Origin of the sequence: Methanomassiliicoccus sp. (genome assembly GCA_012719175.1) — an archaeon.
Classification (GTDB): Archaea; Thermoplasmatota; Thermoplasmata; order Methanomassiliicoccales; family Methanomassiliicoccaceae; genus UBA6.
Genome location: JAAYAX010000011.1, coordinates 139997 through 163228, shown reverse-complemented (window position 1 = coordinate 163228; position 23232 = coordinate 139997). Strand labels below are relative to the sequence as shown.

Sequence of the window (23232 nt, the reverse complement as noted above, 5' to 3'; positions counted from 1 at the left end):
GGATGGGACCTAAATATTTATATGTCCTATTCTAAATAAAGGTCAAACCGATTACAACGGACCTGTGAGAACATGAAGAAGAACATGATCATCGCGATTGCTGTGGCGGCAATAGTGGTCATCGCTGGGGTCTTCGTGGCCCTGAACCTGAACAGCTTGTTCCCGAGCAACGGTGACACTGATGACAATGACAATGATGGGGGGGACACGGCCAGCGACGCCGTTGATTCTGTCAACAAGACCCTGACCGTCAATTTCTGGACGGACAGTGTTTCGGACGCTGACAAGAAGGTCACCCTGAACGTCGATTATCCTGGGAAGGGAGAGAGCAACTACAACTACAGCTGGAACAGGGCCTACCAGTTCAACATTAGCAGCGCACCCAACAACGGGTATGTCGGCAATGTACTGTTCAAGATGTTCGCTCAGAAACAACAGGAGATAGCCCTAAATGACATTGTGGTCAAGACCTCCAACAACAAGGATGTCAACTTCACAAGGAACTACAGGGACGGCCTCTACTCGCTCTATTACTGCTTGAGCGGTGACGTGGGCAGCTATAAGAGCAACGGCTCTGCGGACGGCCTTAGGACCTTCACGGTGCAGTTCACGGACACCCTGAACTATACGTTCGTGTTCCAAGCCTATGATCTTGACACCGGCAAGGCCATATCTTCGCCCGTGACCATCTATCCGTTGAACGTGCCCATCACCGGCTCGCTGTCCTTCCAGGCAGGCGTTGGGGCCAGAGATAGTGATGTCAACGGTTCCTTCTATGCTGTCCTGGTGAAGGCCACCAACAACTGGAACGTGAGGTACACGGTCAACGCAGCCTACCTTGTCCTGAACAATGGAGCGGAGGAGGTAGCTGCCAACACCACGGCGATGGAGTTTAAGTCCCAGGAGCTCGCGGTGGGGCAGGAAGCCCAGTTCCTGGCCAAGTTCTACATCTCCGGGGTACACGATGATTTCACCCTCCAGTACCGGGACCAAATCAGCGGCCAGATATCCACCATTCCCCTAGGCGGGTAAACCTCTTCCAATCCCTTTCCTCCTCCTTTTTTTGCCACGTTCTTTATCCTTGTACCTCCCATCGTTCTCCCGCATGTCAGATCTAACGCTAGCCAGCACCATCACCCTCAACAACGGCGTCAGGATTCCGGTCCTCGGCCTGGGGACCTTCAAGGTCCCCAACGATCAGGCGTACAGTGTCGTCCGTCAGGCCCTGGACATCGGGTATCGCCATATCGATACCGCCTCATACTACGCAAACGAGGAAGGTGTGGGTAGGGCTATACGCGAGAGCGGGTTGCCGCGGGAGGATCTCTTCATCACCACCAAGCTATGGAACACCGACCATGGGAGGAAGGAAGCGCTGGCCGCCTTTGACAGGAGCCTGAAGCTGCTCGGCCTGGACCATGTGGACCTGTACCTTGTCCACTGGCCTCGCGGCGAGAGGGAGGAGACGTGGAAAGCGCTGGAACGCCTCCTGGAAGAAGGGATGGCCCGGGCGATCGGGGTCAGCAACTATACCATCAAGCATCTCGAGGAGACGATCGGCCGCTCTTATGTCGTTCCGGCGGTCGACCAGGTGGAGTTCTCCCCCTTCCTGTATCAGAAGGAGCTGCTTTCCTACTGCCGAAATAAGGGGGTGGTCCTGGAAGCGCACAGCCCCCTGACCCGCGGCAGCAGGCTGAAAGATCCCCGCCTGTTGGAGCTGGCTAAGAAGTACGGGCGTTCCCCCGCACAGATGATGATCCGCTGGGTTCTCCAAAAGGGGATGGTGGTCATACCCAAATCAGTACACCGGGAGCGCCTGGTCGAGAACGCCGGAGCTCTGGACTTCACCATCTCCTTGGTAGATGAGGCCGTCATGGATTCCTTCAACGAAGGGCTGCATACCACTTGGAACCCTGAGGAGATCCCATAGGGAAGGTTCGAAGTAAGCGCTAGTTCGGAAATATTTTAGGCATCATGCTCGGATAGAGTACCGTGAAGCAGGAGACCAAGGCGTTCCTGGAGATGTTAGCCAGTAGAAGGGCTGCCCAGCTGGAGAAGCAGGACCCGACCGTCAGGGCATTGCATGTGGTGGACGAACACTCCCCTCGGGCAGTGGTGAAGACCGAGAGGCAAGGCAAGGTGGTGGCCTTCGAGTTCATAGAAACAGCGGAGACCGCAGCTCTGCAATGCAATATGGAGGACTATGTGTTCGTGGCGAATGAGTTCGGGGATGTGACCGTCGCCCTTCCCGCGAGCAGCTACGCCCGCGATATCGCCGCCACCGTCCTCACCGACCTGAAGGGGCGCATTCGGAGGAGCGGGGCAATCGGTGAGTTCCGGTTCTCCGGTTACCTGTACGATGAAATGGGTAACTTCAAGAAGCTGATGTGACCTCGGCCATTGCGTTAGGGAAGTCCATGGAAGAGCAGGACGATGTGGTGACATGGTGGCGCTGTGCCTACTACCAGTACCGCGACAGCTCTATGCGCTGGGACCATGCTGACGGTGATGAGGCCAGGGACCTGGCCGTCACCACCCTGCTGAATACCGTATCTGAGTTCGTAGAGGGAAGGTGGAACCTGGGGACTCTCAAGTACCGAATGGACGAAGCATCACAGGCGAGCACATTTATCTTCCCCGAGAGGAGCGTATCGGCAACCCTTCAGGACCTGGCCATGAGCGTACCCTTGGAGGTCCTGGAACCTGCCCTGCGACGGGCTGCCAGCCTTCCTGATTCCCCAGGGGAGGCCAAGGGGGCCCTCATGGACCTGGAGGAGCTAATGGAAAGGGAGGTCTCGAGGGGACATCTCCACCGTTCCCAGGCCCAAGGGCATCGATGGACGGAGCTCTTGGCTACGTTATGGCACATCCAGGATCCCCTCACCTGGCCTCTGGTCAGCATGATAGGCATGCGCTGCCTGAGGCATCGGGGGGAGCTGGGGACAGAGGACGACTATGCAGAATACGCCTCTATAATGCAACGGTTGTCCAGCAGCATAGGGGCAAGCATGATGGAGACGGAGCATCTCCTAGCCTCCCTGGAGGAAGGGGACCTCCACGTCCCTGATGCCGAGGAGTGCCACCAGTCATATCTCAAGAGGGCGGAGGATAGCGCCGCCTCAGGTCTTACCGAGGAATCGCTGGAGCTCTTCGAGAGAGCGTTGGCGCTCAGGCCTAGGACCCCTATGGCGTTGATGCGGAAGGCGGAGCTATATGAGGGCAAGGGCCTCCTTATGGCTTCCATCGGGGAGATGGAGACCTTGGTGGAACTGGAGCCTGTGGACCTCACGGCCCACCGTAAGCTCCTCTCGCTCTACAAGGCTCAGGGGATGATACGGGAGCACAACATAGAGGTCAGAAGGTTCAAGGCCCTCAAGGAGAGTCGGAAATGATCGCCCCGTAGACTTGTAGCCTAGGCCTCTACACTAGACAAAGAATCAAATCTCAAGGAAAAGTTAGAGGTGAGGAACAGTATGATGGGACAGCAGGCCGGTTTTCAGAAGGAACTGATGTGGAGGGTGACCCTCACCATCGTTTCGATCTTTGGATGGCTGATCTTCATAGTCATCTGGTTGTTCTTCCTGACCTCGGGGATGGGACTGGCCCAGAATTTGGCGGTGTTTCTGGTCTCCCTGCTCCTGTTGACAGCATTACTAACACTGACCTGGGTCACCTGGGTCATGAAGAGACCGCCCATGGTCCAGCAGGCCCCCGGTTATCCTCCAATAATCCGCATGTCCAAATGGAAGGTGGCCCTCAATGGGATCGCGGTGATCTCCTGGCTCACCTTCATGGTGATCTGGTTGTTCTTCTTTGCCAACGACTTCAGCCTCTATCAGAACTTCGGCGCCGTGTTAGCCTCGCTGCTGATCATCGGGGGCGTCACCTGGGCCATAAGCCTCATCTCCAGGTGAGTTTCCGTTAAAGGACAGCTCGTGAGGGGGCTTAGTATTAAGAAGAAATTATATGGAACGGACGGGGCCCTCCCGTCCGCCCTCTAAGGTATCTTACCTCACTAGTTCGCTGATGTGCTGAGAGGGCCTCTTTCCCTTACGCTTGCTCACGTAGATGTTACGGCCCTCCTTGTGAAGGGTGAACACATCGCTGAACTCCTCAAGGTACTCGCGAAGGCCCGCCTTCCCATGGCTCTTGAAGTCCACAGTGGGGTCTAACCGCTTGACCTCCTTGCTCATCTGGGGCAAGTACGACCGGCCATCATCCTTGACCGTGTTCTCGAAGGCCGAGGTGACCACTTTAAGCAGGTCTATCTGGCTCTTCGGTGGTGACTGGGGCTCGATAAGGGGGGCCGCCTCCGGCACCTCCTCTTGGACGATAGTGGGTTGTTCCGGTTCAGGTGCCGGCATCTCCTCGCTCTCCACGATCTCCTCTTCCGCCTTCTTGTCCACCCTTCGGGCCAGCATGCTCTTTCCACGCCGGCCGAGTAGCTCGAAGTGTCCAGGAAGGGCTTCCAGAAGATGGGAGATCTTCTCCTTCCCATAGTTCAAACTATCGAAGCCGGGGTCCAGCTTCTTGGCGGCCTTGAACAGGCGGAAGGTCTCTACCGTGCCGTCACCGTTCTTCTCCACGATGTTGTAAGCCTCTAGAAGCAGGGGGAGGGCATCGATCGCAGAACGACCGTTCTGCCCAGAGCGGTCCTCCAATCCTTTTACTTGATTGAGAGGCTTCTCCTCCAGTGCAGGGGGGAGGGGCTCTCCCTTGCGGCGCACATATATGGCCCCTCTATCCGACCTCTCCACCTCATACAGATCGTCCAGTTCATTTATGAGGTTCAGTAGGGACTGCTTCCCATAGGTCCTGGTATCGAACGCGGGGTCCAGGCGGCGCAAGGCCGCACCGATGTCCCCGTTCAGCGCTCTCCCATCATCGTTGACCGCATATTCGAAGGCCCGGTTGAGGATGTCGATGGCATCCCTGGGGACCCTTCTCGGCTTGGCATGGCTCCTGGGGGCCTGTGGCGCCTCCTTGTCCTCCTCCTCTTCGGGCTCCTTCCCCAGGTTCTCGGTGGATACGAACACGTCGCAGGCTCGGCGGAAGGAATCGTGTGTTTCCTTCTTTCCCATCCCGATGACGAACAGGCCGTGCTCCCGTATCTTAATGGCCAGAGAAGTATAGTCCGAATCGCTGGACACGATGACGAAGCCCTTCACGATGCCGTCATGGAGGATGTCCATGGCATCGATGATGAGGGCGATGTCAGTGGCGTTCTTCGTGACATGCCGGTTGGAGATGTTGGGAAACTGCTGATAGGGTGTAAGCGCGTATTCCTTGAGCTTGGTCTTCCACGTGTTGACCTGCCCTCCCACGGTCCAGTTGCCGTAGACCCTCCGGATGATGATCGACCCATACTTGGAGGCCTCTGCCAACATCTCCTCTATCAATGTTGCAGAGGCATTATCTCCATCTACCAGGAAGGCCAGTTGCCTGTCCTCGATGCGCTTCTCGTCCATGATAGAATATCTCCATTCCTTGGTGACGCCAGTACTTTGAGTTATATAAATAAACGTTTTTCGTTCATAGGACATCATGATTTTTCAGAGGTGGGCACGGCCCCCGGGTGTCCATGCGCATAGATCAGAAGGTGATCGATTGGAGGATGTTTTAAAACCGCCCTAGGCGCCCCACGATACAATGCCCATCAAGAGTGATTCTGCGAGGAGATGGTTGGTGCGCTCTAGGACGGAGTATGATAATAATATTATATTTATCTATATAATTAATCATTTAGTTATCATAGCATGATACGACCTGAGAAGGCCTCTATGGCTTGACCAGGTCTGTAAGGGGAAAGGGGAGACCCTAGGTCATCTCAAGGAACACGTTGGTATGGTAGACGGCCCGCCCCACGCCTCGGCCCCCTCCCCTTGATGAGCTTCAGATAGAAGCTTAGGCCTCTCTTGTTCTCGTTTATGTTATGAGCTCTAAGGTACTCGACCGCCGCGGGATTGGTGATCTCCACCAAGAACACGAAACCGCCTGTTCTCTCCTCCACATCCTTGACCTTGCCTATGATGAACTCACTATGTCCATATGGACAAGGGCCGTTGGACCGGAACCTTTGGTGCAGGTCCTTGGCATGACTGTCGGAGGATGAGGAATAGATCCGTACGAGCACGGTAAAGTAAGGTCCTTCTTGATATTAATATTAAATGATTATAATAATTTATGTGATAATAACTCATATGTTCCAGAGTTTTAACAACGCTATGGAGAAATATGAAGTATCCCGAAGATAGGGACACTATTATGGACCCAATACAGGTCATCGAACATGTAGGAAGTAAGGTTCAAGGTACGGCCTATGATGGGGGTCTCCGAGCATAAGAGGACGGACAACGTGGGCAGAGGTCCAAGGGGCTTCTTCCGATAGATGATGGATGATTATTCATTTGAGGTTGAAGATGCCTCACCCATATAGGTTCCTCATCACAACGCCCTCATTCCCATCCCCATGGTATTCCCTGCTAATGTCCAGGCATATCATCAATTTAAGCGTCAGCGGAGCGATATCGTGAATATGATAAATGATAAATAAAAAAACAGCATGCAGCGAGAACAAGCGAAGGTCCTAGGCGCACACATGCCACGATGGTACGATGAAAATGGCCGTTCAGGGACGCTCCTATTCTCCACGACACGCAAAGCGACCGTAAAGATCCGGTGGAAGGAATGCTAATGCCTGTCACCATTACTTTTTATCATGGTAGGTCCTGTGATTCATGTGGCGGGAGGGCAGGTCATTGACAGAGTTCAGCCTCACTGGGGACATGATATTACAGCTGGCGGTGTTCTTCATCATAATCCCCATCTTCATTCTCGTGGCCTTCATGGTCATAACCCGCGCCGTCGAGGGGAGGGAGATGGGGCAGGAAGCAGGCCTTTCTTGGTGGTATCTGGCCCTCATCGTCCCCATGGCGTTCATCGGCCTTGTGGCCCTCAACCTTGACAACGATTATCTTGTCATAACCGCCGCGTCCTTGGCCCAGTCCATACCTATCACCATTGGGACGTTCAAGTACTACGAGCTCAAGACCAACATCGAGAGGAACAAGAGGGACATGGAGGTTGACGACCTGTGCGGGCGCATCGAGGACATCGAAGGCAAGCTTGGCATCATGCTGCCCTACTCCCCGGACAGGGTCAGGAAGAGACAGTAGGGATCTAATGATGATGTGCTCGACCGTTCCTGACGACTTACCAGGCCAATCTTAACTTATTAATCGTTTCCGCACATAGCAGAGAACATGGCCAAGCTTACCTCCATACTCCTTGTGAACTATCGCCGCTTCCATGGTGAGATCGAGCTCCCCCTGGACCCCGGCGTGAATCTCATCGCCATCCCTTCCGGGATGGGAAGGTCCACACTCCTGGAGGCAATATCCTGGTGCCTTCTGGGCAACGAGCTGGTATCTGATCCTGGTCAGGTCCCGAACGTGGATGTGTTGGGCTCAGGGATGGCCCAGGTCATGGTGTCGTTGACGTTCGTGAACGGAGAGTCGCTGGAGCGCTACGCCCTGTTCTCCAAGGAGGAGGGGAGGACGGCGCAGCAGGGATGGGGGTGGAGGTTGAGAAGGTCTGTCGATACCAGCATCGTCGCCGAGGGGGATGACACAGAGGAGTTCATTGAGCACCAGGAGAGGCTGTTCCCGGAAGCATGCGTTCATGCCAACCTAATAGACGGTTCGGACCTGATGCAGATCATTCACGGCCGCCGCAGCGGTCCTGAGCGGGCCGTGCAGTGCAGCGATAACTGGTGCACCAGCGACCTCTCCCTGAGGTGCGCCAAGGAGACCACCGGTCTGTTCCACAGGTTGTGCCCGGAAGGAGGCGTTGATGCCTTGGATTACGGTCCTGAAGGGCGTTTGGAGCTTACTCTCAGCGGCCCCCCGTCCCAGTCCCAGGCCCGGCTGGCCCTTCTGAGCCATGCCCTGGCGTTCGCCCGCGAGAACGCGCCAGTCTGCCCGGTCATCATGGCCGACCCGCTTGGAGAGAGCCATGATCTCATGGAGCAGTACCGCCATATACTGGACCTGTTCCCTTCCCGCCAGTTGATCTTCCTCCTCTCCGATGCAAGAGACATCCATGCTCTGCGGTCCACCGGCCGTGTGGACAGGGAGTTGGAGATACGAGGTTAGGGGGAAGTATTATGTCACGTCCGCGTAAGGTATGGGGCATGAGCAGATTCACTCTCCTCCCAATGGACCGATTGAAGGATTATGAGCAAAAGATCAGGGAGGAGAGCTGTTACCTCCTGGATGTGAGGGAGAAAGGAGAGTATGATGCCGGGCACATACCGCTGGCAATGTCCCGGCCCCTGTCCCAGCTGGAAGCTTGGAGCGGAGAGCTGGACAAGGAGCGGACGGTGATCGTTTACTGCCGGACCATCAACCGGGCGCGCAGGTCGGCCGACCTACTGTCCTCCCGCGGGTATCGTGAAATACTGGTGCTTGACGGCGGTTATAGCGTTTGGAGCAGGACCCAAAGGTCCTAGCCTAAGCCAGCGCACCGGTGGGGGAGGTCGATCAAGGCCTAGGTAGTTACTGACCTTGAGAGCCAAGAGGCCACATTGAAATATTTGGGGCACGTCCATTGAATGTTGACCCCCCTGAGATTCAACAGCATATGCATAGGTATTCTCATCGCTACCACAGCTTCGGCCATGGTGCTGGCCGCCCTCCTAGTGGGAGATGGTGTCTCGTCCGGGGGCCCCGCCGCGGCGTTGAAGCTCATGGATGATGATATCGGGATCTCCCTGGGCCTGTCGATCGCTTTTGTGGCAGGGGGGCTTGGCCTTCTCTGGAGATATGCGGCCACTGAGGCCGACGGATCACAGTGATCTTTCTCAGCGACAGATCTCAGGAGGCCGATGTAGCTGCAACGTGCCCTTCCCCCTTGCCCTCGAGATAGGCGGACTCTATGGCCATGTAGGTTATGGTCCACAAGGCCAAGTTGATATCGACGGACATGTTGCCTCCCTTCAGCAGGGACACTTCCAGCTCGATCATGACATCCGTACGGCCGTCCGCCCGGGGGCTGAAGTTATGAGTGGTCCGGACGCGGTCCCTGGTACCCATGGTGACCAGGCGCACATCCTCGACATCCTCGCACAGCTCATCGGGCGAGTACTTGACCAAGGCTACACCGCTGGTGGGAAAATGCGGTCCCACCTTGTCGTCCAGCCTCTTGACTATCCTGTAAAGTTCCTTGTTAGGTACCTTCAGTGTGAACGTCTTCATGCCTCTGGCCAAAACTGGACCTCTCCAGGTAGAGAGATTAAACATATTATTATATTTTCGTTCTTATCTCAACTCCTCGGGAGTGATCATTCTGCGTCCTTCTTCCCGCCATGCTTTGGAAGGTGCTCGACACGATACTCATGGCGCGGGAGGTCGACGGAGAAAACGTGGGCAACGGGAGCTACGTCGGGCTTGGAGTACTCGGCCACCATGGATAGGGTCTGGGTGGGACAAACCTCCACGCAGACATTACAGGCGATACATCGGTTCCGCACCACCCTCTGGGTCTTGGCCTCCTTGTTGGTGGTGATGGCGTTGGTGGGGCAGGAGCGCTCGCACCTGCGGCAGAAGATACATTTCTCCATGTCCCACATCACCCTCCCCCTGTTACCAGGGGGGATATCCGCGGGAGCATGAGGATAGCGGGTGGTGAACGGCCGCCGGAACAGGTTCTTGAGGGAGGAGGTCAGCATGGACATGTGATCACCGGTCCGTGCAGCATATGCAGGGGTCCACAGAGACCACTATCCCCGGTACGTCCGCCAGCTGGCATCCCGGAAGCATCGCCAGCAGGGCCGGCACGTTCATGAGGGCCGGGGTGCGCAGTTTGATACGGTCCAGAGCCAGCGCTCCCTTGGCACGGATGTAGTACATGAGCTCTCCTCTGGGAGCTTCCACCCTAGAGAACGTCTCCCCGGTGGGGTGGCCCTTGACCTGCACCGCCGCGGGGCCGTCTGGCAGGAGGGGGAGGCACTCCTCGATGATGTCTACAGATTGCAGGCATTCGTCCATTCGCACCATCATGCGCGCGTAGATGTCCCCCTCCTCCCGCACTATGGGAGCGAACTTGACCTCGGAATAGGCGGCGAAGCCGTCCTGTCTGATGTCCCGAGGGATCCCGGAGGCCCGGGAGACGGGCCCCACCGTTGCCCAGCTCTCTGCCGCCGGCTTCGGGAAGCTGCCCACCCCATGGGTCCTCTTCCCTAGGGTGCTGTCCCGGCGGAACACCCTCTGCAGCTCCTCCAGTCGCGGACGGACCTCCTTCATGGTAGCCTCCACGTCCTTGACCTGCTCCGGGCCCACGTCCCTCTTGACCCCGCCGATGACGTTCATGCTGTAATGCACCCGGTTTCCGGAGAGGCGGTTGACGAGCATCATGACGAACTCCCTCTCCCGGAAACACTGCATGAACAGGTTCTCATATCCAACGGCCTCGGCTATATGGCCTAGGGCCAGAAGATGAGATGTCAGACGCTGACACTCCATCATGATGGTGCGGATGAGCTGGGCGCGCAGGGGGGCCTCCACGCCGTAGATGGCCTCCATCCCCTGGCAATAGCAGGAAGAGTGATGATATGAGCAGATGCCGCAGACCCTCTCGCACAGGTACTGGGACTTCTTGTAGTCCAGGGACAGGGCGTGCTCCATGCCCCGATGGTTGTATCCCTGGTTCAGCTCCGCGCCCACCACCTTCTCCTCCTCCAGCACCAGCTTCACGTTCACGGGCTCCAGGAACGCGGCGTGCTGTGGGCCGAAGGGGATCACAGTAGCTCTAGCCAGGTACGTCACCCCCCTTTACGTCGGCCTGACGCTTCCTAAGCGGTTCGGGGGGGCTCTTCCCTTCAACGAGGAAAAGGCCGGGGCGAACGCCTTTGAACCTCACCCCGAACAGGTCCACCGCCTCCCTCTCCGCGGTCATCGCCCCGGGGTAGATGTCAGCGACCGAGTCCACCTCCTGGTCTACTGGGATGGCGAACCGGAAGTCGGTCATCTTCTCGTCCTGATCGAAAACGTAAATGAGCTCAAAATTGCCGTCCTCACTATCCCGGACCACCAGGGCTATGAACCTGCTCCCGGCATCCAGGAAGCCCTTGAAACGCCTCCGAACGTCGATGACGTCACTGCGGTCGAACTGCGGTTCCTCCGTTGTCATCCTTCATCCTCCATCCTCTTTTCCCATAGAGAAAGGGCTAGCACTAGGCCGTCAATGAGGGCCTCCGGTCGGGCTGCACACCCCGGCACGTAGACGTCCACGGGGATCACCTTGTCCACTCCCCCGCACACATTATAGCAATTATGGAAGGGCGCCCCGGTGGAGGCGCAATCTCCGCATGCCACCACCAGCTTGGGGCCCGAGGTCTGCTCGTAGAGGTTGCGCAACCGGTCCTCGCATCTCTTGGTGACTGGTCCGGTGATCAGCAGGATGTCGGCGTGCTTGGGGTTGGCCTTGTTGACCGCGCCGAACCTCTCCACATCGTAGCGCGGTGTGAGCAGCGCCCACACCTCCAGGTCGCAGCCGTTGCAGGAACCAGTGTCGAAATGCAGGATCCACGGTGACCTCTTCCTCGATCCTTGTACGAGCCCCATCAGATCAGCCCCTCCGGGAAAATGGTAAGGTATATCATATTGACGGCCACCAGGGCGATCCCCACGGTCAGCATGAACATGACCATCCGCTCCCGGGTCAGGCGGGCCGTGATGTTATCTATGACGATGGTGACGAGGAGCACGAGGAGGACGATGGCCGCCTTCCCTAACAACGAGACCGCTGTATTATCGTGCCAAACGAACAGGGTTATCACCCCCAGAACAAAGGCCAACTGGAACCAGCGGGCCCCTTCCATGATGGCAAGGTAGGGTCCAGAATACTCGACGTATGGCCCGGATATAAGCTCCTGGTGCGCGGCAGGGACGTCGTATGGCGACTTCTCCAGCAGTATCACCATCACCGGGATCAGGGCCAGCAGCACCAGGGGGAGGTCCACCAGCAGGCCGCCCTGGATGTCGCTAACCAGGAAGGAGCCGCGCATGCCCAGGGACAAGATGGCCAGGAACAGAACCGGCTCGTAGGCGAGGATGGCAAGAAGCTCTCTTTGACCCCCAAGATATGAGTAGGGAGAGCGCACGCTGAACGCCCCCAGCACCAGGAATATCGCCCCCGCCCCGGAGACGAAGAAGGCGATAATCAGGTCCCCTCCTGCCACGAACAGGGCCAGGGCAGCGACCTGGAACAGCAGGGAGGTGGCGGCGAAGGTCACCTGGAGGTTGTTGATGAGGATAGGTTTCTTGGACAGCAGCTTGACCATATCGTAGAACGGCTGCACCACGGGGGGACCGCGGCGGTTCTGCATCCGTGCCGTGAGCTTCCTGTCCACACCCCTCAGCAGACCCACCGCAATGGGGGCGAGGACGATGATCGCTATCTGCACAAGCAGGGTCACGGGCTCCATCACAGCACCTCCAGAAGGAGAGGCAGTAGCAGGACGGCTCCCACCAGGACGGCTCCCACGGCCTCGGTGAGCGCGATCCCCTGCCTCACGTGTTCTTCCCCCAGGTAGTAGTTGCCGCGGTACTCGAACTCAAAGGTCTCCCCGCACGCATAGGGCGTGCTCACCTCTTCCTCCTCCGGACGCACTATAATACCCAGGCCCAAGACGATGATGGCCACGAAGAGGAGGAACAGGAACACCGGGAACTCCCCCGAGGAGGTGAAAAGGGTGAGGTCATCAGTACCCACGGGGAGCGGGAAGTGCCGTTCGACGAAGGGCAGCACCAGGCTGCGGAGCACTGGGCCTATCAGGGCGGACAGGGCCACGGCACCGACCATAAGGGTTCCCAGGGTCCAGAAGTAGTTGCGGGCCAGGGGATCGCCCTTCAAGGGGGTGGAGCGGACCCCGGGACCGACGGAGAGGATGGTCCCCATCCACTTGAAGTAGAAGACCACCATGCCCGCGAAGCCCACCCCCAGGAAGAACATGAGGAAGGGGAAGGTCACCGCCGCCTCGCTTATCAACCACTTGGAGGCGAACATGCCGAAGGGAGGAAGGACGATGGTCAGGATGCCGATGGACAGCGCCGTGCTGGCGAAGGGCATGGAGGTGCGTAGGCCCTGCATGTCCTCTATGTCCTCGCTTTGTAACCTTTCTTTGACCACCCCCACTGACAGGAACATCAAGGCCTTGGAGATGGCGTGATACAGGAGGAGAACGACAGCGGCAGTGACCGCCAGTGGCGTGGAGATGCCGACGCACATGGTGATGAGGCCGAGGTTGCCGATGGTAGACCATGCCAGCACCTTCTTGGCATTGCTCTGGGTGATGGCCAGAATGCATGAGGCTAGGAATGTCACTCCTCCCACCAGGGCGATGACGGCGCTGAGAGAGGGCGATCCCGCCAGGTTGGGGGACATCCTTATGAGGAGGTACACGCCGAGGTTGACCATCGTGGCCGAATGCAGCAGGGCGGAGACCGGGGTGGGGGCCACCATGGCGTCCAGCAACCAAGACTGGAACGGGACCTGGGCGGACTTCGTGAAGGCGGCCACCGACAGCAGGGCCATAGGGAGGAGCGCCAGATCGTTGGCCCCTGATATGGGGAAGGCGGTCAGGGCGAGGGAGCCGTTGTAATGGAATGCCAGCACTGTACCGAATATGAACGCCAGCCCTCCCCCTAGAGTGACCGTCAAGGCCCAGCGGGCCGCCCTCTTGGCCTCGTCCGTCCCGGTATGGCCGATGAGCAGGAAGGAGCATAGGGTGGTGAGGTCCCAGAACACGAAGAGCCACAGCAGGTCGTTGGACAGAACGGCCCCGTTCATGGAACCCAGGAACAGCAGCACCGCCGCGAAGAAACGGGGCCGGTGGAGGTCATTTTCCATGTACCTCAGGGAATAGATGGCGATGATGGAGCCTATCAGGCTGGTGATAAGGACCATGATGACCGCCAGATGGTCGATCACCAGGGCAGGGTTGACCTCCTGAAAGCCTGTCAGTACGTCCAACAGGATGGCCAGTACGAGGTTGGCGGTGGCGATGCCCATGACCAGATAGCTCCGGATGCGCCACCCTATGTACACGAATAGAGCTGCCAGCAGGAGATCGATGGCGATCATGGCCGGGCCCATGGGAAAGAGGGAGGAGGCCTCGATCTCCGACTGGAAAGTACCTGGAGAGATGAGCAGGAACAGGGCCAGTGATGATACGGAGATCACGCCGGTGGTCAGGGCCACTGTTACCTTGAGCCCCATGTTACCCCTTGTGAGCAAACTGGCCATCGCGCCGAGGATCGGAACGATGATCAGAACAACCGCCAACAGCTCCACCGGTTCCATGCGGCCTATTATCGGCCTAGGGTTAGTTCTAACTTCGCACCATCAGTGGTCTGGAGGACGCTGAATCTTTGGTCTGATCCGCTGGAACAACCTTTTATTTCGCAGTTCCACCTTCCACCGATCATGGAGGAGACCTCGGAAGGTCAGATACAGGGAAGGAACCTGTTGCTGGCGACGGACGGAAAGCCACACTCGATGAAGGCCATCAACTACGCCATCGAGATGGCCGCCCTCACATCGTCGAAGCTGTTCGTGGTGTACGTGGTCAGTCCCAAGAACGAGTCGGAGAAGACGGAGCTTATCAAAGAGGGGATGGCCAAGCTCGTCGACATAAAGAACCTGGCGTTAGACCGGGGGTTGGAAGTGACCACCTTGCTTGAAGGAGGATCACCCTACCAAACGATACTGGCCACAGCTGAGAGGATCAAGGCCGGGGCCATCATCGTGGGCACATCGGGCAAGACCGCCCTGGACCGGGTGCTCATCGGCTCGGTGTCCGAGTACGTGGTGCGTAATTCCGGCTGTACCGTGATCGTGGTCAAGTAAGAGGGTGCCAGCAAGGGCTTATGTCCTATCTCCTCATTATTGTGCACCATGGAACCCGACGTCCCTCCTTTTTACACCCTGCAGGGGAAGAACGTTGTACTGGCCACTGATGGGAAGCCGAGCTCAGAGAAGGCCATGTGGGTAGCTATAGAGCTATCCAAGCAGCTGGGCTCCAAGCTGGTGGTGCTCATGGTCATCAGCGATAAGCTCTCGGACGACGAGAAGAAGTCCCAGATACGAGAGGCGAAGAAGAAGCTCAACGCCATCGTGGACCAGGCTACGGACCATGGGGTGGATGTGACGGCGCTGCTTGAGGGCGGCTCCCCCAACGAGACCATCGTGTTCACTATCGAGCGCTTGAACGCAGGATTGTTGATAGTGGGGACCTCAGAGAAGTCACGTCTGGACCGGGTGCTCATAGGCAGCGTGTCCGAGCATGTGGTCCGCAACAGTCCCTGCTCGGTGATAGTAGTGAAATGATGAGACGCTCGGCATTTTCCCATAAAGAGCGTTTCCAGGAGAGAATCGTTAGGCCGAATAGCGGCCGGGCTGTAACTACCCTCCGTACATATGATCTATGATCGTCCATCGCATTTGATATGGGAGCGATCACTGATCCCGGAAACCGCGATGGTTCAAAGAGACAGCTGATCAGGGCCCATATGCCTCCGCCAAGTCAGGCTTAAAGACCCTTCCTCTCCTCCATCTTGCCTAAGGCCACCATTATCCCCTGTATGATGGCCTGGGGGCGGGGAGGGCAGCCAGGGATGTAAACATCCACGGGGAGCACCTTATCGACACCGTCCAGGACCGCATAGGATCCGCGGTATATGCCCCCGGATATGGCACAAGAGCCCATGGCCACCACCATCTTGGGACTGGGAGTGGCGTTGTAGGTCTGCCGCAGCGGAAGCTCCATATTGCGGGTCACCGGACCGGTCACCAGCAGCATGTCCGCATGGCGTGGGGAGGCCACGATGTGCAGACCGAACCGCTCGATGTCGTGGATGGCGTTCGTTAGGGAGTTGACCTCCACCTCACAGCCGTTGCACGAGCCCGCGTCCACCTCTCTAATGGCCAGGGAGCGGCCGAAGACCTCCCTCACCTTGTTCCTGAGCTCTTCCCCCAGCCTCTCGGTCTCCTCATCCATGGCGGTACACCACCCTAAGGTCCTCCTTCGACGTCGCGGCCAGCTCGAACTCCCGGCTCATCTTGATGGCCTTGGGGCATGCCTCCGCGCAGTCACCGCAGAAGATGCACCGGGCCGTGGATATCTCCACGCCCTCCTCGGTCAGGGAGATGGCCTGCACCGGGCAGACGGACACGCAATGCGAGCAGCGGTCGCACGCCGCCCCGTCTACTTCCGGCAGACCCATGAAGGCATCGTAGGGCACCACAGGCTCCTGCGGGTAAGGCTTGGTCTGAACCCCCCTCTTTAGCACTCCCAGCTTAAGGAACTTGAACATCTTGGCACCTCACAGGTCGTTCCCCGAATATGAAAGGTTGAAGCTCTTGTTGATCAACGGGAAGTCGGGGACGATGTTGCCCAGGACCGCCTCCTCCATCGCCAGCCAGTTGCAGAAGGACGCGTCCCGTATCTTGTGCCGGTAAGGTTTCTCCTTCCCGGCCAGGATCCAGTGGACCAGCTCCCCCCGGGGGGACTCCACCAGGGACATGGCTATCTCCCCCGCGGGGATGTTGTCCACCACTGTACGGATGGGGCCGGCGGGCATGCCGTCCAGGGCCTGGTCGATGAGCGAGAACGACTCCCTCACCTCGTCCATCTTCAGTCTGGTCCGGGCGTTGACATCGCCGGCCGTTCCCCGGGGCACCAGGAAGTTCAGCCTGTCGTACGCGGCGTAGGGATGGTCCCTGCGGACGTCACGGTCGACACCGCTAGCCCTCGCCACTGGGCCGACCACGTTGAGCCTCACGGCCATCTCCATGGACAGCCTACCCGTGGTCTCCACCCTGTCCAGAAGCGAGGTGGACGTGATCATCAGGTCCACCAGGTCCTCGAACTCCAGCTTCAGCCGCACGAGGGCAGAGAGGGTCTTCTCCCTATCGTTGGCGGAGAGGTCCTTCCTCACCCCGCCGATGACGTTCACCGAGCGCAGCAGCCGGGAGCCGGTCAGGCACTCGTTGAGGTTGAGGGCCTTCTCCCTCAGCAGGTAGCCGTTGGCGGCGCCTACACTGAAGGCCGTGTCCAGGGCAATGCCGGATATGTCCCCGATGAGGTTGTATATTCGCTCCAGCTCCAGCATCACTGTGCGGATGTACTCCGCGCGCTCCGGTACCTCCGCCGAGGCAAGGGCCTCGACGGTCTGGCAGTAGGCGGTGGAGTGGGCGACGGAGTTGTCCCCGGATATGCGCTCGGCGAGGTGGGTCCCCCTCCAATAGGGTGTGCTCTCCGATATCTTCTCTATCCCCTTATGGACGTACCCCAGCCGTACCTCCAGGTTGATGATGGGCTCCCCGGCTACGGAGAAGCGGAAATGGCCCGGTTCGATGACCCCCGCATGCACCGGGCCCACGGGTATCTCGTACACGCCCTCGCCCTCGACCTTGGTGAAATGGTACGCGCTCCTGACCCGCGGTGGCCGGCGGTCCAGCGGAAAGTCCTTCCGCAAAGGGTGCTCGCCCTGGGGCCAATCATCGTAAAGGACCAGTGGTCGGGGGTCGGGATGGCCGACGGCCTCCAGGCCGAACATGTCCTGGACCTCCCTCTCGTACCAATCCGCCTCATTGATCTGAGGGGTGAGGGACACGAACCTCTGGGAGCGGGGCTCGAGGGGGGCGATGATGGTGACGTAGGCGTCGATCCCTCGGGGAGACAGCACCACGTAGAGCTTGAAGCAGTCCTCCGCCGCCCGGTCATCGGTGGCGTGCATGGTGACCAGAGAGGCCTGGTGTGCTCCGTGGATGTGCTTGGCCAGGGAAGCGAGGTCGTCTATCCCGGTCAGCAGACGCAGGTCGTTGCCGCGTACCTTCGCAGCACGCACCTTGGAGTACAGCTCCGGAGGCAGCTCTTCCACGATCCGGCGCAGTTTCTCCACGGTCATGCTCCGCCCCCTGGCACGAACAGGCGGTATACCTGGTCCAGAACCTCGTTCAAGAACTCGGGGACGTACAGGCCCAACGCCAGGATGGCGATCAGGAGGACCGCCATCATCACCACATCGGTGCCCCGCCTCTCCTTGGAGGGCCTCTCCTCCAGCAGTGGTTCCCCGAAGACCATGCCCCCGATGTGCTTTAGGAAGGCCGCGAACACGATGATCAGCAGCACGATGTATAGTATGGTGCCCAGATAGTTCTGCGAGCTGAGCCCCCCGACCATTATCATGAACTCGCTCAGGAACAGCGAGAAGGGCGGGCACCCGGTGATGGCCAGCCCTCCGCCTAGCAACAGCGCACCAGTTACCGGCAGGACCTTGATGAGGCCGTGCACCTTGTCGATGTCCTTGGTGTGGAAGCGCTGCAGGACCTTACCCGCACCGAAGAACAGGAGGGTCTTGGCGAGGGCGTGGTTCAGCATGTGGAAGAGCGCCCCGAAGATGCCCCAGAAGCCCCCGAAGCCGAAGCCGATGGCAATGATGCCCATGTGCTCTATGGAGGAGTATGCGAGCATCCGCTTGTAGTCCTTGGCCATTATGATGAAGGCCCCCGCGGTGGCCACGGATATTATGCCGAACAAGAGCAGAAGTCCGCCTGAGAAACCGGCACCGAGCGAGGAGCCGGAGACTATCATGTGGAAGCGGAGGATGCCGTACATGGCGCAGTTCAGCAGGACCCCGGACAACAGGGCCGAGACAGGGGTGGGGGCCTGAGAATGGGCGTCGGGCAGCCACGTGTGCATGGGTGACAGCCCCACTTTGGTGCCGTACCCCACGAGAATGAATATGAATGATATCTTCAGGAGCCCTGGGTCCAGGGCGGAGGCGTTGGCCTGCAGGGTGGACCAGTTGAGGGCGTTGGACTCCTCGCCCAGGACCTGTATGGAGGAGGCGTAGACGATGATGGTCCCCAGAAGGGCCAGGGTTATGCCCACGGAGCAGATGACGAGGTACTTCCAGGCGGCCTCGATGGAGGTGTCACGGTCGTAAAGACCTACCAGGTAGGCGGACGCCAGGGTGGTGCCCTCTATGGCGATCCACATGATGCCCAGGTTGTTGGAGACGGTGACCAGGAGCATCGTGAAGACGAAGAGCTGGAAGAAGATGTAGTAGTTCCTGAGCTTCAGCTCGGTGATCTCCCCCTCCTCCAGCTCCCGGCGGAGGTAGGATATGGAGTAAAAGCAGGCCAGGAGTCCGACCAGGGAGACCAGGAGCAGAACGTAGGCGGACAGGGCGTCCATGTACAGCAGGCCCTCGTCCAGGGTCCCGGTTGTGAACACCTCGTAGGAGATCGACAGAGATGCTATCAGGGTCACCGCCGAGCCTGCCACCGCCACCGCCTCCACCAAGGCCCTCCTGCGCAGAGGGTAGCATAAGGCGGCGATGATCAGGGGTATGAGGAGGATATACTCGATCAATCGTGCAGCCTCCTCAGGATGGTGGTGTCCACGCTGTCAAAGGTCTTGTTTATGCGGAAGGCGAACATGCCCATGATGAGGACCGCGACCAGAATGTCGAAGAAGATGCCCAGCTCCACGATCATGGGCATTCCGTAGGTGACGGAGATGGCCGCGAGGAACAGGCCGTTCTCCATGGTCAGCAGCCCCATGATCTGGGTGACCGCCTTCTTGCGCGCGATCATGGTATAGAAGCCGATGAGAACCACCGCCAGGGAGATGGCCAGACAGTTCTTGGTGATGGTGGTGATGGTCCCGCTGGTGAAGATTATGGGCTCCGTTATGTAGAACGCCACTGCGGTCAGGACCCCGCACAGCAGTAGGGACAGGGGTATGCTGACCAGGGGCTCGACCTCCTTGGTGGTCCTTATCTTGTCCATAACGTACAGCAGCATCCAGGGTATGACCACTCCCTTTATGCCGATGGTCAGGACCGCCACGGCGTAGATGTGCCCCGCGCCGGTGATGGAGGCCACGGACATCGCCAGCAGCCCCAGGGCCACTGACTGCAGGGCGAACAGGCGGACCAGGGAGAACATACGGTTGCTGGCGATGGCTATGAAGGTGGTGAGCAGGATGGCCGCGGCCAGGCCGTCGATGATGGTGGTGGTGGAGAAAGCCATTCAGGTCGCCCCCAGTATGTAGAAGGACATGACAGCGAGAAGGGAGAGGATGAAGGCCACGGTCAGGATGTTGGGCAGGCGGAACAGCCTCATCTTGGCCGTCGCGGACTCGATGACCGCGATCGTCACTGCCAGCACCAGGACCTTCACCAGGAAGGCCAGCAGGCCACCGGTCAGGGACAGGACCGTGAGGTCGGTGGCAATACCCCAGGGGAAGAATACGTTGGAAAGGATGGCCAGGAAGATGATGAGCTTGGTCATTGAGGATATCTCCATCAGCGCCAGCTGCTTTCCCGAGTACTCCAGGAGCATGGCCTCATGGATCATGGTCAGCTCCAGGTGCGTCGCGGGGTTGTCGAAGGGCACCCTGGCGTTCTCTGCCAAGGTGGCGATGAAGAAGGCCGCCGCGGCCAAAAGCAGGGTGGGGGCCACCAGGTCCCAGCCGTTGGTGGCGATGCCGTCGGCGATGTTGCCCAGGGAGGTCGTCCCCGCGACCAGGGCCATGGCGAAGATGGACAGCAGCATGGTGGGCTCCACGATGGAGGAGATGTACATCTCCCTGCTGGACCCCATGCCCCCGAAGGCGGAGCCGGTGTCCAGGGCCGCCAGGGCCATGAAGAACCGCATCATCGATAGGAGATAGATGAGCACTATGAGGTCGCCCACGAACCCGAACGTCCGGGCATAGATTACTGGGACGAGGAGGGCTGCCACCATGATCGCGGACAGGCAGACGTAGGGAGTGATGGTGAAGACCCAGGAGGCATCTTTTGATACCACTGAACCCTTGGAGAACAGCTTCCTCAGGTCCCGGTAGGGCTGAAGGATGCTGGGGCCGGTCCTGCTCTGCAGATAGGCTTTGACCTTGCGGATGATGCCGGTGATGAGGGGCGCGATGGCCACGAGCAGGATGGTCTGCAGGACCTCTACGATCATCGGAACACCACCAGCAGTACCAGGAGGACGACGAAGATGTACGCCAGGTAGGCCTGTATGCTTCCCCTCTGGATGAACCCCAGGCGTCTGGCCAACGCCAATACCAGGCCGATCGTGGGAGCGTAGAGATATCTTTCGAACACCGGTTCGATGCTACGGGAGAAGGAGATCCGTCTCTTGATGAGCGAGGATGTGGTGTACTCCGTCCTCACCTCGATGTGCGGCCGGTACACGGACTTGAAGATGCGGTTGATCGGCTCGGAGAACCCGGACGCGCTGTACTCGGTGCGCGACGTTAGGGGGGTGCCGCAGTCCCAGGTGTCCCCGGTCACGACCTTGTGCCTGCCGCCTAGAAAACGGGAGATGGCCAGGGATGCGGGTATGGCGATCATTAGCAGAACGCCGATGGCCAGGGGGCTCATGCTGGAGAACTCCCCTGCTGGCGGGCTGAGGATGAGGCCGTTGACCAGCTTCCCGGCGATGCTCACACCGAGGAGGGAGGAGGTCACCTTGTCGATCTCGGGAACTATCAATATCGAGAGAACGCCGGTGAGCACGCACAGCCCGGCGGCGATCCCCATGCCCACGAGCATGCTCCGGGGGACCTCCTGGGCCTCCGCGGCGTGCCTGCTCCTCGGCCTGGCCAGGAACGTAGCTCCGAAGATGCGCACGAAGCAGGCGGCTGCCAGTGCCCCCGTGAGGGCCAGGACGGCCACGGCCACGGGGAGAAGTAGGTTTACCATGGGATCGGTGATGTTCTGCGTCAGCAGCAGGGACTGGAACATCAGCCATTCCCCGACGAAACCGTTGAAGGGAGGGATGGCGGAGATCGACAGCACCCCGATGAAGAACAGCACCCCCGTCCACCTCATCCTCTTGGCCAGGCCTCCCAGTTCCTCCAGGTTCTTGGTGTGCGTGGCATGGAGGACTGCCCCCGCCCCCATGAACAGCAGGCCCTTGAAGAGAGAATGGGAAAGGGTGTGGAACAATGCAGCGATCAGGGCCAGCGCCGCCAGGTCGCCCAGATGGGCGTTGGCCACAGGATCGACCAGATGGTAGGACTCGAAGACCATGGCCGCCCCCAGGGCGATGAAGATTATGCCGATGTTCTCCACCGTGGAGTAGGCCAGGGCCCGCTTCAGGTCCTCCTCCATCAAGGCGTACAGCACACCCACCAGCGCTGATATGCAGGCGATGAGAAGCACCAGGAGGCCCCACCACGTGTCCCAGGTGCCGAGGAAGTCGAAGTAGCAACGGATGAGCATGTAGACAGCGGTCTTCACCATGATGCCGGACATCATGGCCGAGATGTTGGAGGGAGCGGCAGGATGGGCCTGGGGCAGCCACACGTGCAGGGGCACCAGGCCGGCCTTGGTGCCGAAGCCGATGAGCAATAGGATGAACGCGACGTTCCTCGCCAGCTCCGGCATCGCGCCCAGAGCGCCGAGCTCCCGGAACGCCGAGAAGTCGAAGGAGTGGTCGCCGGGAGTGTTAAGCCACATTATGATGAACGCCACGGTGATGAGGGCGGTGCCCAGGTGGGTCATGACCACGTACAGCAAACCCGAGGACACGCTGTCCTGTTTCCTGTTCTCGTACATGACCAGCAGGTAAGAGGAGACCGACATGGTCTCCCACATTATCAGGAAAAGGATGGCGTTGTCCGCCGATACTACCAGGACCAGGCTCAGCAGGAAGGTGTTGAACAGCAGCCCCATGGTCCCCAGGCTGTACTTGCCCTCGTACTCCTTGGTGTAGCCCAGTGAGTAGATGGATACGCATGCTCCCAGGATAGAGATGGCCAGCAGGAAGAATGCTGATAACTGATCGATGACAAAGGAGAAGGTGCCGAAGCCGGCCACGGCCGTGGGGAGGGTGAGGACGACGGTCCCGCTCCCCAGCAGCACCTCCAGGGCCAGGGCCAGTCCCAACATGGAGGATAAGGTGGAAAAAGAGAAGGACACCACCCGACAGGCCTTGGACCATCTTCCCATCGAAAGCGATGCCAGCGCTCCTAGGAGCGAGGTAAGGATGAACAAACCGAAAAGCTCTTGACCGTTCATCGAAGGACCAGCTTGAGGGGCGGCGCTCCTTTTCGATGTTCAACCTCTAACGTTCTGGCCATGCCCTCTTGGCGGGCAAACCACTGGTCATTCATAAATATTTCCTCGTCAGCTACCATAGTTCGCAGGTACC

General features: G+C 58.9%; 25 protein-coding genes and 1 pseudogene. 11 read left to right on the top strand and 15 right to left on the bottom strand.

What is annotated here, in order from left to right:
• Window positions 1-72 precede the first annotated feature (72 nt).
• The 5 genes from GXX95_08545 (at window position 73) to GXX95_08525 (ending at window position 3914) form a co-directional block, all read left to right on the top strand.
• Window positions 73-1032, top strand: coding sequence for a hypothetical protein (locus GXX95_08545; GenBank protein ID NLT38190.1), 960 nt, complete (start codon window positions 73-75; stop codon window positions 1030-1032).
• Window positions 1033-1105: 73 nt separating this feature from the next.
• A complete protein-coding gene (locus GXX95_08540) occupies window positions 1106-1930 on the top strand; it encodes an aldo/keto reductase (GenBank protein NLT38189.1) in 825 nt (274 codons plus the stop codon).
• A 62-nt stretch (window positions 1931-1992) separates the two neighbouring features.
• A complete protein-coding gene (locus GXX95_08535; protein NLT38188.1) occupies window positions 1993-2391 on the top strand; it encodes a hypothetical protein in 399 nt (132 codons plus the stop codon).
• A gap of 26 nt (window positions 2392-2417) precedes the next feature.
• Entirely contained in the window at window positions 2418-3392 is a 975-nt protein-coding gene (locus tag GXX95_08530; protein ID NLT38187.1) for a hypothetical protein, read from the top strand.
• 81 nt (window positions 3393-3473) lie between these two features.
• On the top strand, window positions 3474-3914 hold the full coding sequence (locus tag GXX95_08525; protein NLT38186.1) for a hypothetical protein: 441 nt from the start codon (window positions 3474-3476) through the stop codon (window positions 3912-3914).
• Between the two features lie 93 nt (window positions 3915-4007).
• On the opposite strand, the gene GXX95_08520 is transcribed toward GXX95_08525, so the two are convergent.
• Window positions 4008-5468: an NYN domain-containing protein gene (locus GXX95_08520; protein NLT38185.1), complete on the bottom strand. Its 1461-nt coding sequence runs from the start codon at window positions 5466-5468 to the stop codon at window positions 4008-4010.
• Between the two features lie 359 nt (window positions 5469-5827).
• The gene (locus tag GXX95_08515) at window positions 5828-6133 is read right to left on the bottom strand and encodes a hypothetical protein (protein NLT38184.1); all 306 of its coding nucleotides are present in this window, start codon (window positions 6131-6133) and stop codon (window positions 5828-5830) included.
• Window positions 6134-6758: 625 nt separating this feature from the next.
• Here GXX95_08515 and GXX95_08510 point away from each other — a divergent pair.
• The 4 genes from GXX95_08510 to GXX95_08495 all read left to right on the top strand — a co-directional run bounded on the left by GXX95_08510 (window position 6759) and on the right by GXX95_08495 (window position 8854).
• On the top strand, window positions 6759-7175 hold the full coding sequence (locus tag GXX95_08510; GenBank protein ID NLT38183.1) for a hypothetical protein: 417 nt from the start codon (window positions 6759-6761) through the stop codon (window positions 7173-7175).
• An 87-nt stretch (window positions 7176-7262) separates the two neighbouring features.
• On the top strand, window positions 7263-8153 hold the full coding sequence (locus GXX95_08505) for an AAA family ATPase (GenBank protein NLT38182.1): 891 nt from the start codon (window positions 7263-7265) through the stop codon (window positions 8151-8153).
• 11 nt (window positions 8154-8164) lie between these two features.
• Window positions 8165-8509, top strand: coding sequence for a rhodanese-like domain-containing protein (locus tag GXX95_08500; GenBank protein ID NLT38181.1), 345 nt, complete (start codon window positions 8165-8167; stop codon window positions 8507-8509).
• A gap of 102 nt (window positions 8510-8611) precedes the next feature.
• Window positions 8612-8854: a hypothetical protein gene (locus GXX95_08495; GenBank protein NLT38180.1), complete on the top strand. Its 243-nt coding sequence runs from the start codon at window positions 8612-8614 to the stop codon at window positions 8852-8854.
• 19 nt (window positions 8855-8873) lie between these two features.
• Here GXX95_08495 and GXX95_08490 read toward each other — a convergent pair whose 3' ends face one another.
• The 7 genes from GXX95_08490 to GXX95_08460 form a co-directional block, all read right to left on the bottom strand.
• A complete protein-coding gene (locus tag GXX95_08490) occupies window positions 8874-9266 on the bottom strand; it encodes a hypothetical protein (protein ID NLT38179.1) in 393 nt (130 codons plus the stop codon).
• Window positions 9267-9340: 74 nt separating this feature from the next.
• On the bottom strand, window positions 9341-9733 hold the full coding sequence (locus GXX95_08485; protein NLT38178.1) for a 4Fe-4S binding protein: 393 nt from the start codon (window positions 9731-9733) through the stop codon (window positions 9341-9343).
• A 4-nt stretch (window positions 9734-9737) separates the two neighbouring features.
• Window positions 9738-10814, bottom strand: a complete 1077-nt coding sequence (locus GXX95_08480; protein ID NLT38177.1) for an NADH-quinone oxidoreductase subunit D — start codon at window positions 10812-10814, stop codon at window positions 9738-9740.
• Window positions 10807-11187 (bottom strand): NADH-quinone oxidoreductase subunit C, encoded by a 381-nt coding sequence (locus tag GXX95_08475; GenBank protein ID NLT38176.1) that lies wholly within the window; start codon window positions 11185-11187, stop codon window positions 10807-10809. Before GXX95_08475 ends, GXX95_08480 begins: the two co-directional genes overlap by 8 nt.
• Window positions 11184-11621, bottom strand: coding sequence for an NADH-quinone oxidoreductase subunit B family protein (locus GXX95_08470; GenBank protein NLT38175.1), 438 nt, complete (start codon window positions 11619-11621; stop codon window positions 11184-11186). The genes GXX95_08475 and GXX95_08470 overlap by 4 nt, the downstream gene beginning before the upstream one ends.
• Window positions 11621-12484, bottom strand: a complete 864-nt coding sequence (locus tag GXX95_08465; GenBank protein ID NLT38174.1) for an NADH-quinone oxidoreductase subunit H — start codon at window positions 12482-12484, stop codon at window positions 11621-11623. The genes GXX95_08470 and GXX95_08465 overlap by 1 nt, the downstream gene beginning before the upstream one ends.
• The gene (locus GXX95_08460) at window positions 12484-14361 is read right to left on the bottom strand and encodes an NADH-quinone oxidoreductase subunit L (protein ID NLT38173.1); all 1878 of its coding nucleotides are present in this window, start codon (window positions 14359-14361) and stop codon (window positions 12484-12486) included. Before GXX95_08460 ends, GXX95_08465 begins: the two co-directional genes overlap by 1 nt.
• A gap of 123 nt (window positions 14362-14484) precedes the next feature.
• On the opposite strand from GXX95_08460, the gene GXX95_08455 reads away from it, so the two are divergent.
• Both GXX95_08455 and GXX95_08450 read left to right on the top strand, forming a co-directional pair.
• A complete protein-coding gene (locus GXX95_08455; protein NLT38172.1) occupies window positions 14485-14907 on the top strand; it encodes a universal stress protein in 423 nt (140 codons plus the stop codon).
• A 48-nt stretch (window positions 14908-14955) separates the two neighbouring features.
• Entirely contained in the window at window positions 14956-15387 is a 432-nt protein-coding gene (locus tag GXX95_08450; protein ID NLT38171.1) for a universal stress protein, read from the top strand.
• 202 nt (window positions 15388-15589) lie between these two features.
• Here the strand turns inward: GXX95_08450 and nuoB are convergent.
• The 6 genes and pseudogenes from nuoB to hyfB form a co-directional block, all read right to left on the bottom strand.
• Window positions 15590-16373: pseudogene (nuoB, locus tag GXX95_08445) on the bottom strand (NADH-quinone oxidoreductase subunit NuoB).
• A 9-nt stretch (window positions 16374-16382) separates the two neighbouring features.
• The gene (locus GXX95_08440) at window positions 16383-17969 is read right to left on the bottom strand and encodes a hydrogenase large subunit (protein NLT38170.1); all 1587 of its coding nucleotides are present in this window, start codon (window positions 17967-17969) and stop codon (window positions 16383-16385) included.
• On the bottom strand, window positions 17966-19438 hold the full coding sequence (locus GXX95_08435) for a hydrogenase 4 subunit F (GenBank protein NLT38169.1): 1473 nt from the start codon (window positions 19436-19438) through the stop codon (window positions 17966-17968). Before GXX95_08435 ends, GXX95_08440 begins: the two co-directional genes overlap by 4 nt.
• Complete coding sequence (locus GXX95_08430) at window positions 19435-20100, bottom strand: hydrogenase (protein NLT38168.1); 666 nt, start codon at window positions 20098-20100, stop codon at window positions 19435-19437. Before GXX95_08430 ends, GXX95_08435 begins: the two co-directional genes overlap by 4 nt.
• Window positions 20101-21036: a formate hydrogenlyase gene (locus tag GXX95_08425; GenBank protein ID NLT38167.1), complete on the bottom strand. Its 936-nt coding sequence runs from the start codon at window positions 21034-21036 to the stop codon at window positions 20101-20103.
• Window positions 21033-23099 (bottom strand): hydrogenase 4 subunit B, encoded by a 2067-nt coding sequence (gene hyfB / locus GXX95_08420; protein ID NLT38166.1) that lies wholly within the window; start codon window positions 23097-23099, stop codon window positions 21033-21035. The genes GXX95_08425 and hyfB overlap by 4 nt, the downstream gene beginning before the upstream one ends.
• Between the last annotated feature and the right edge of the window lie 133 nt (window positions 23100-23232).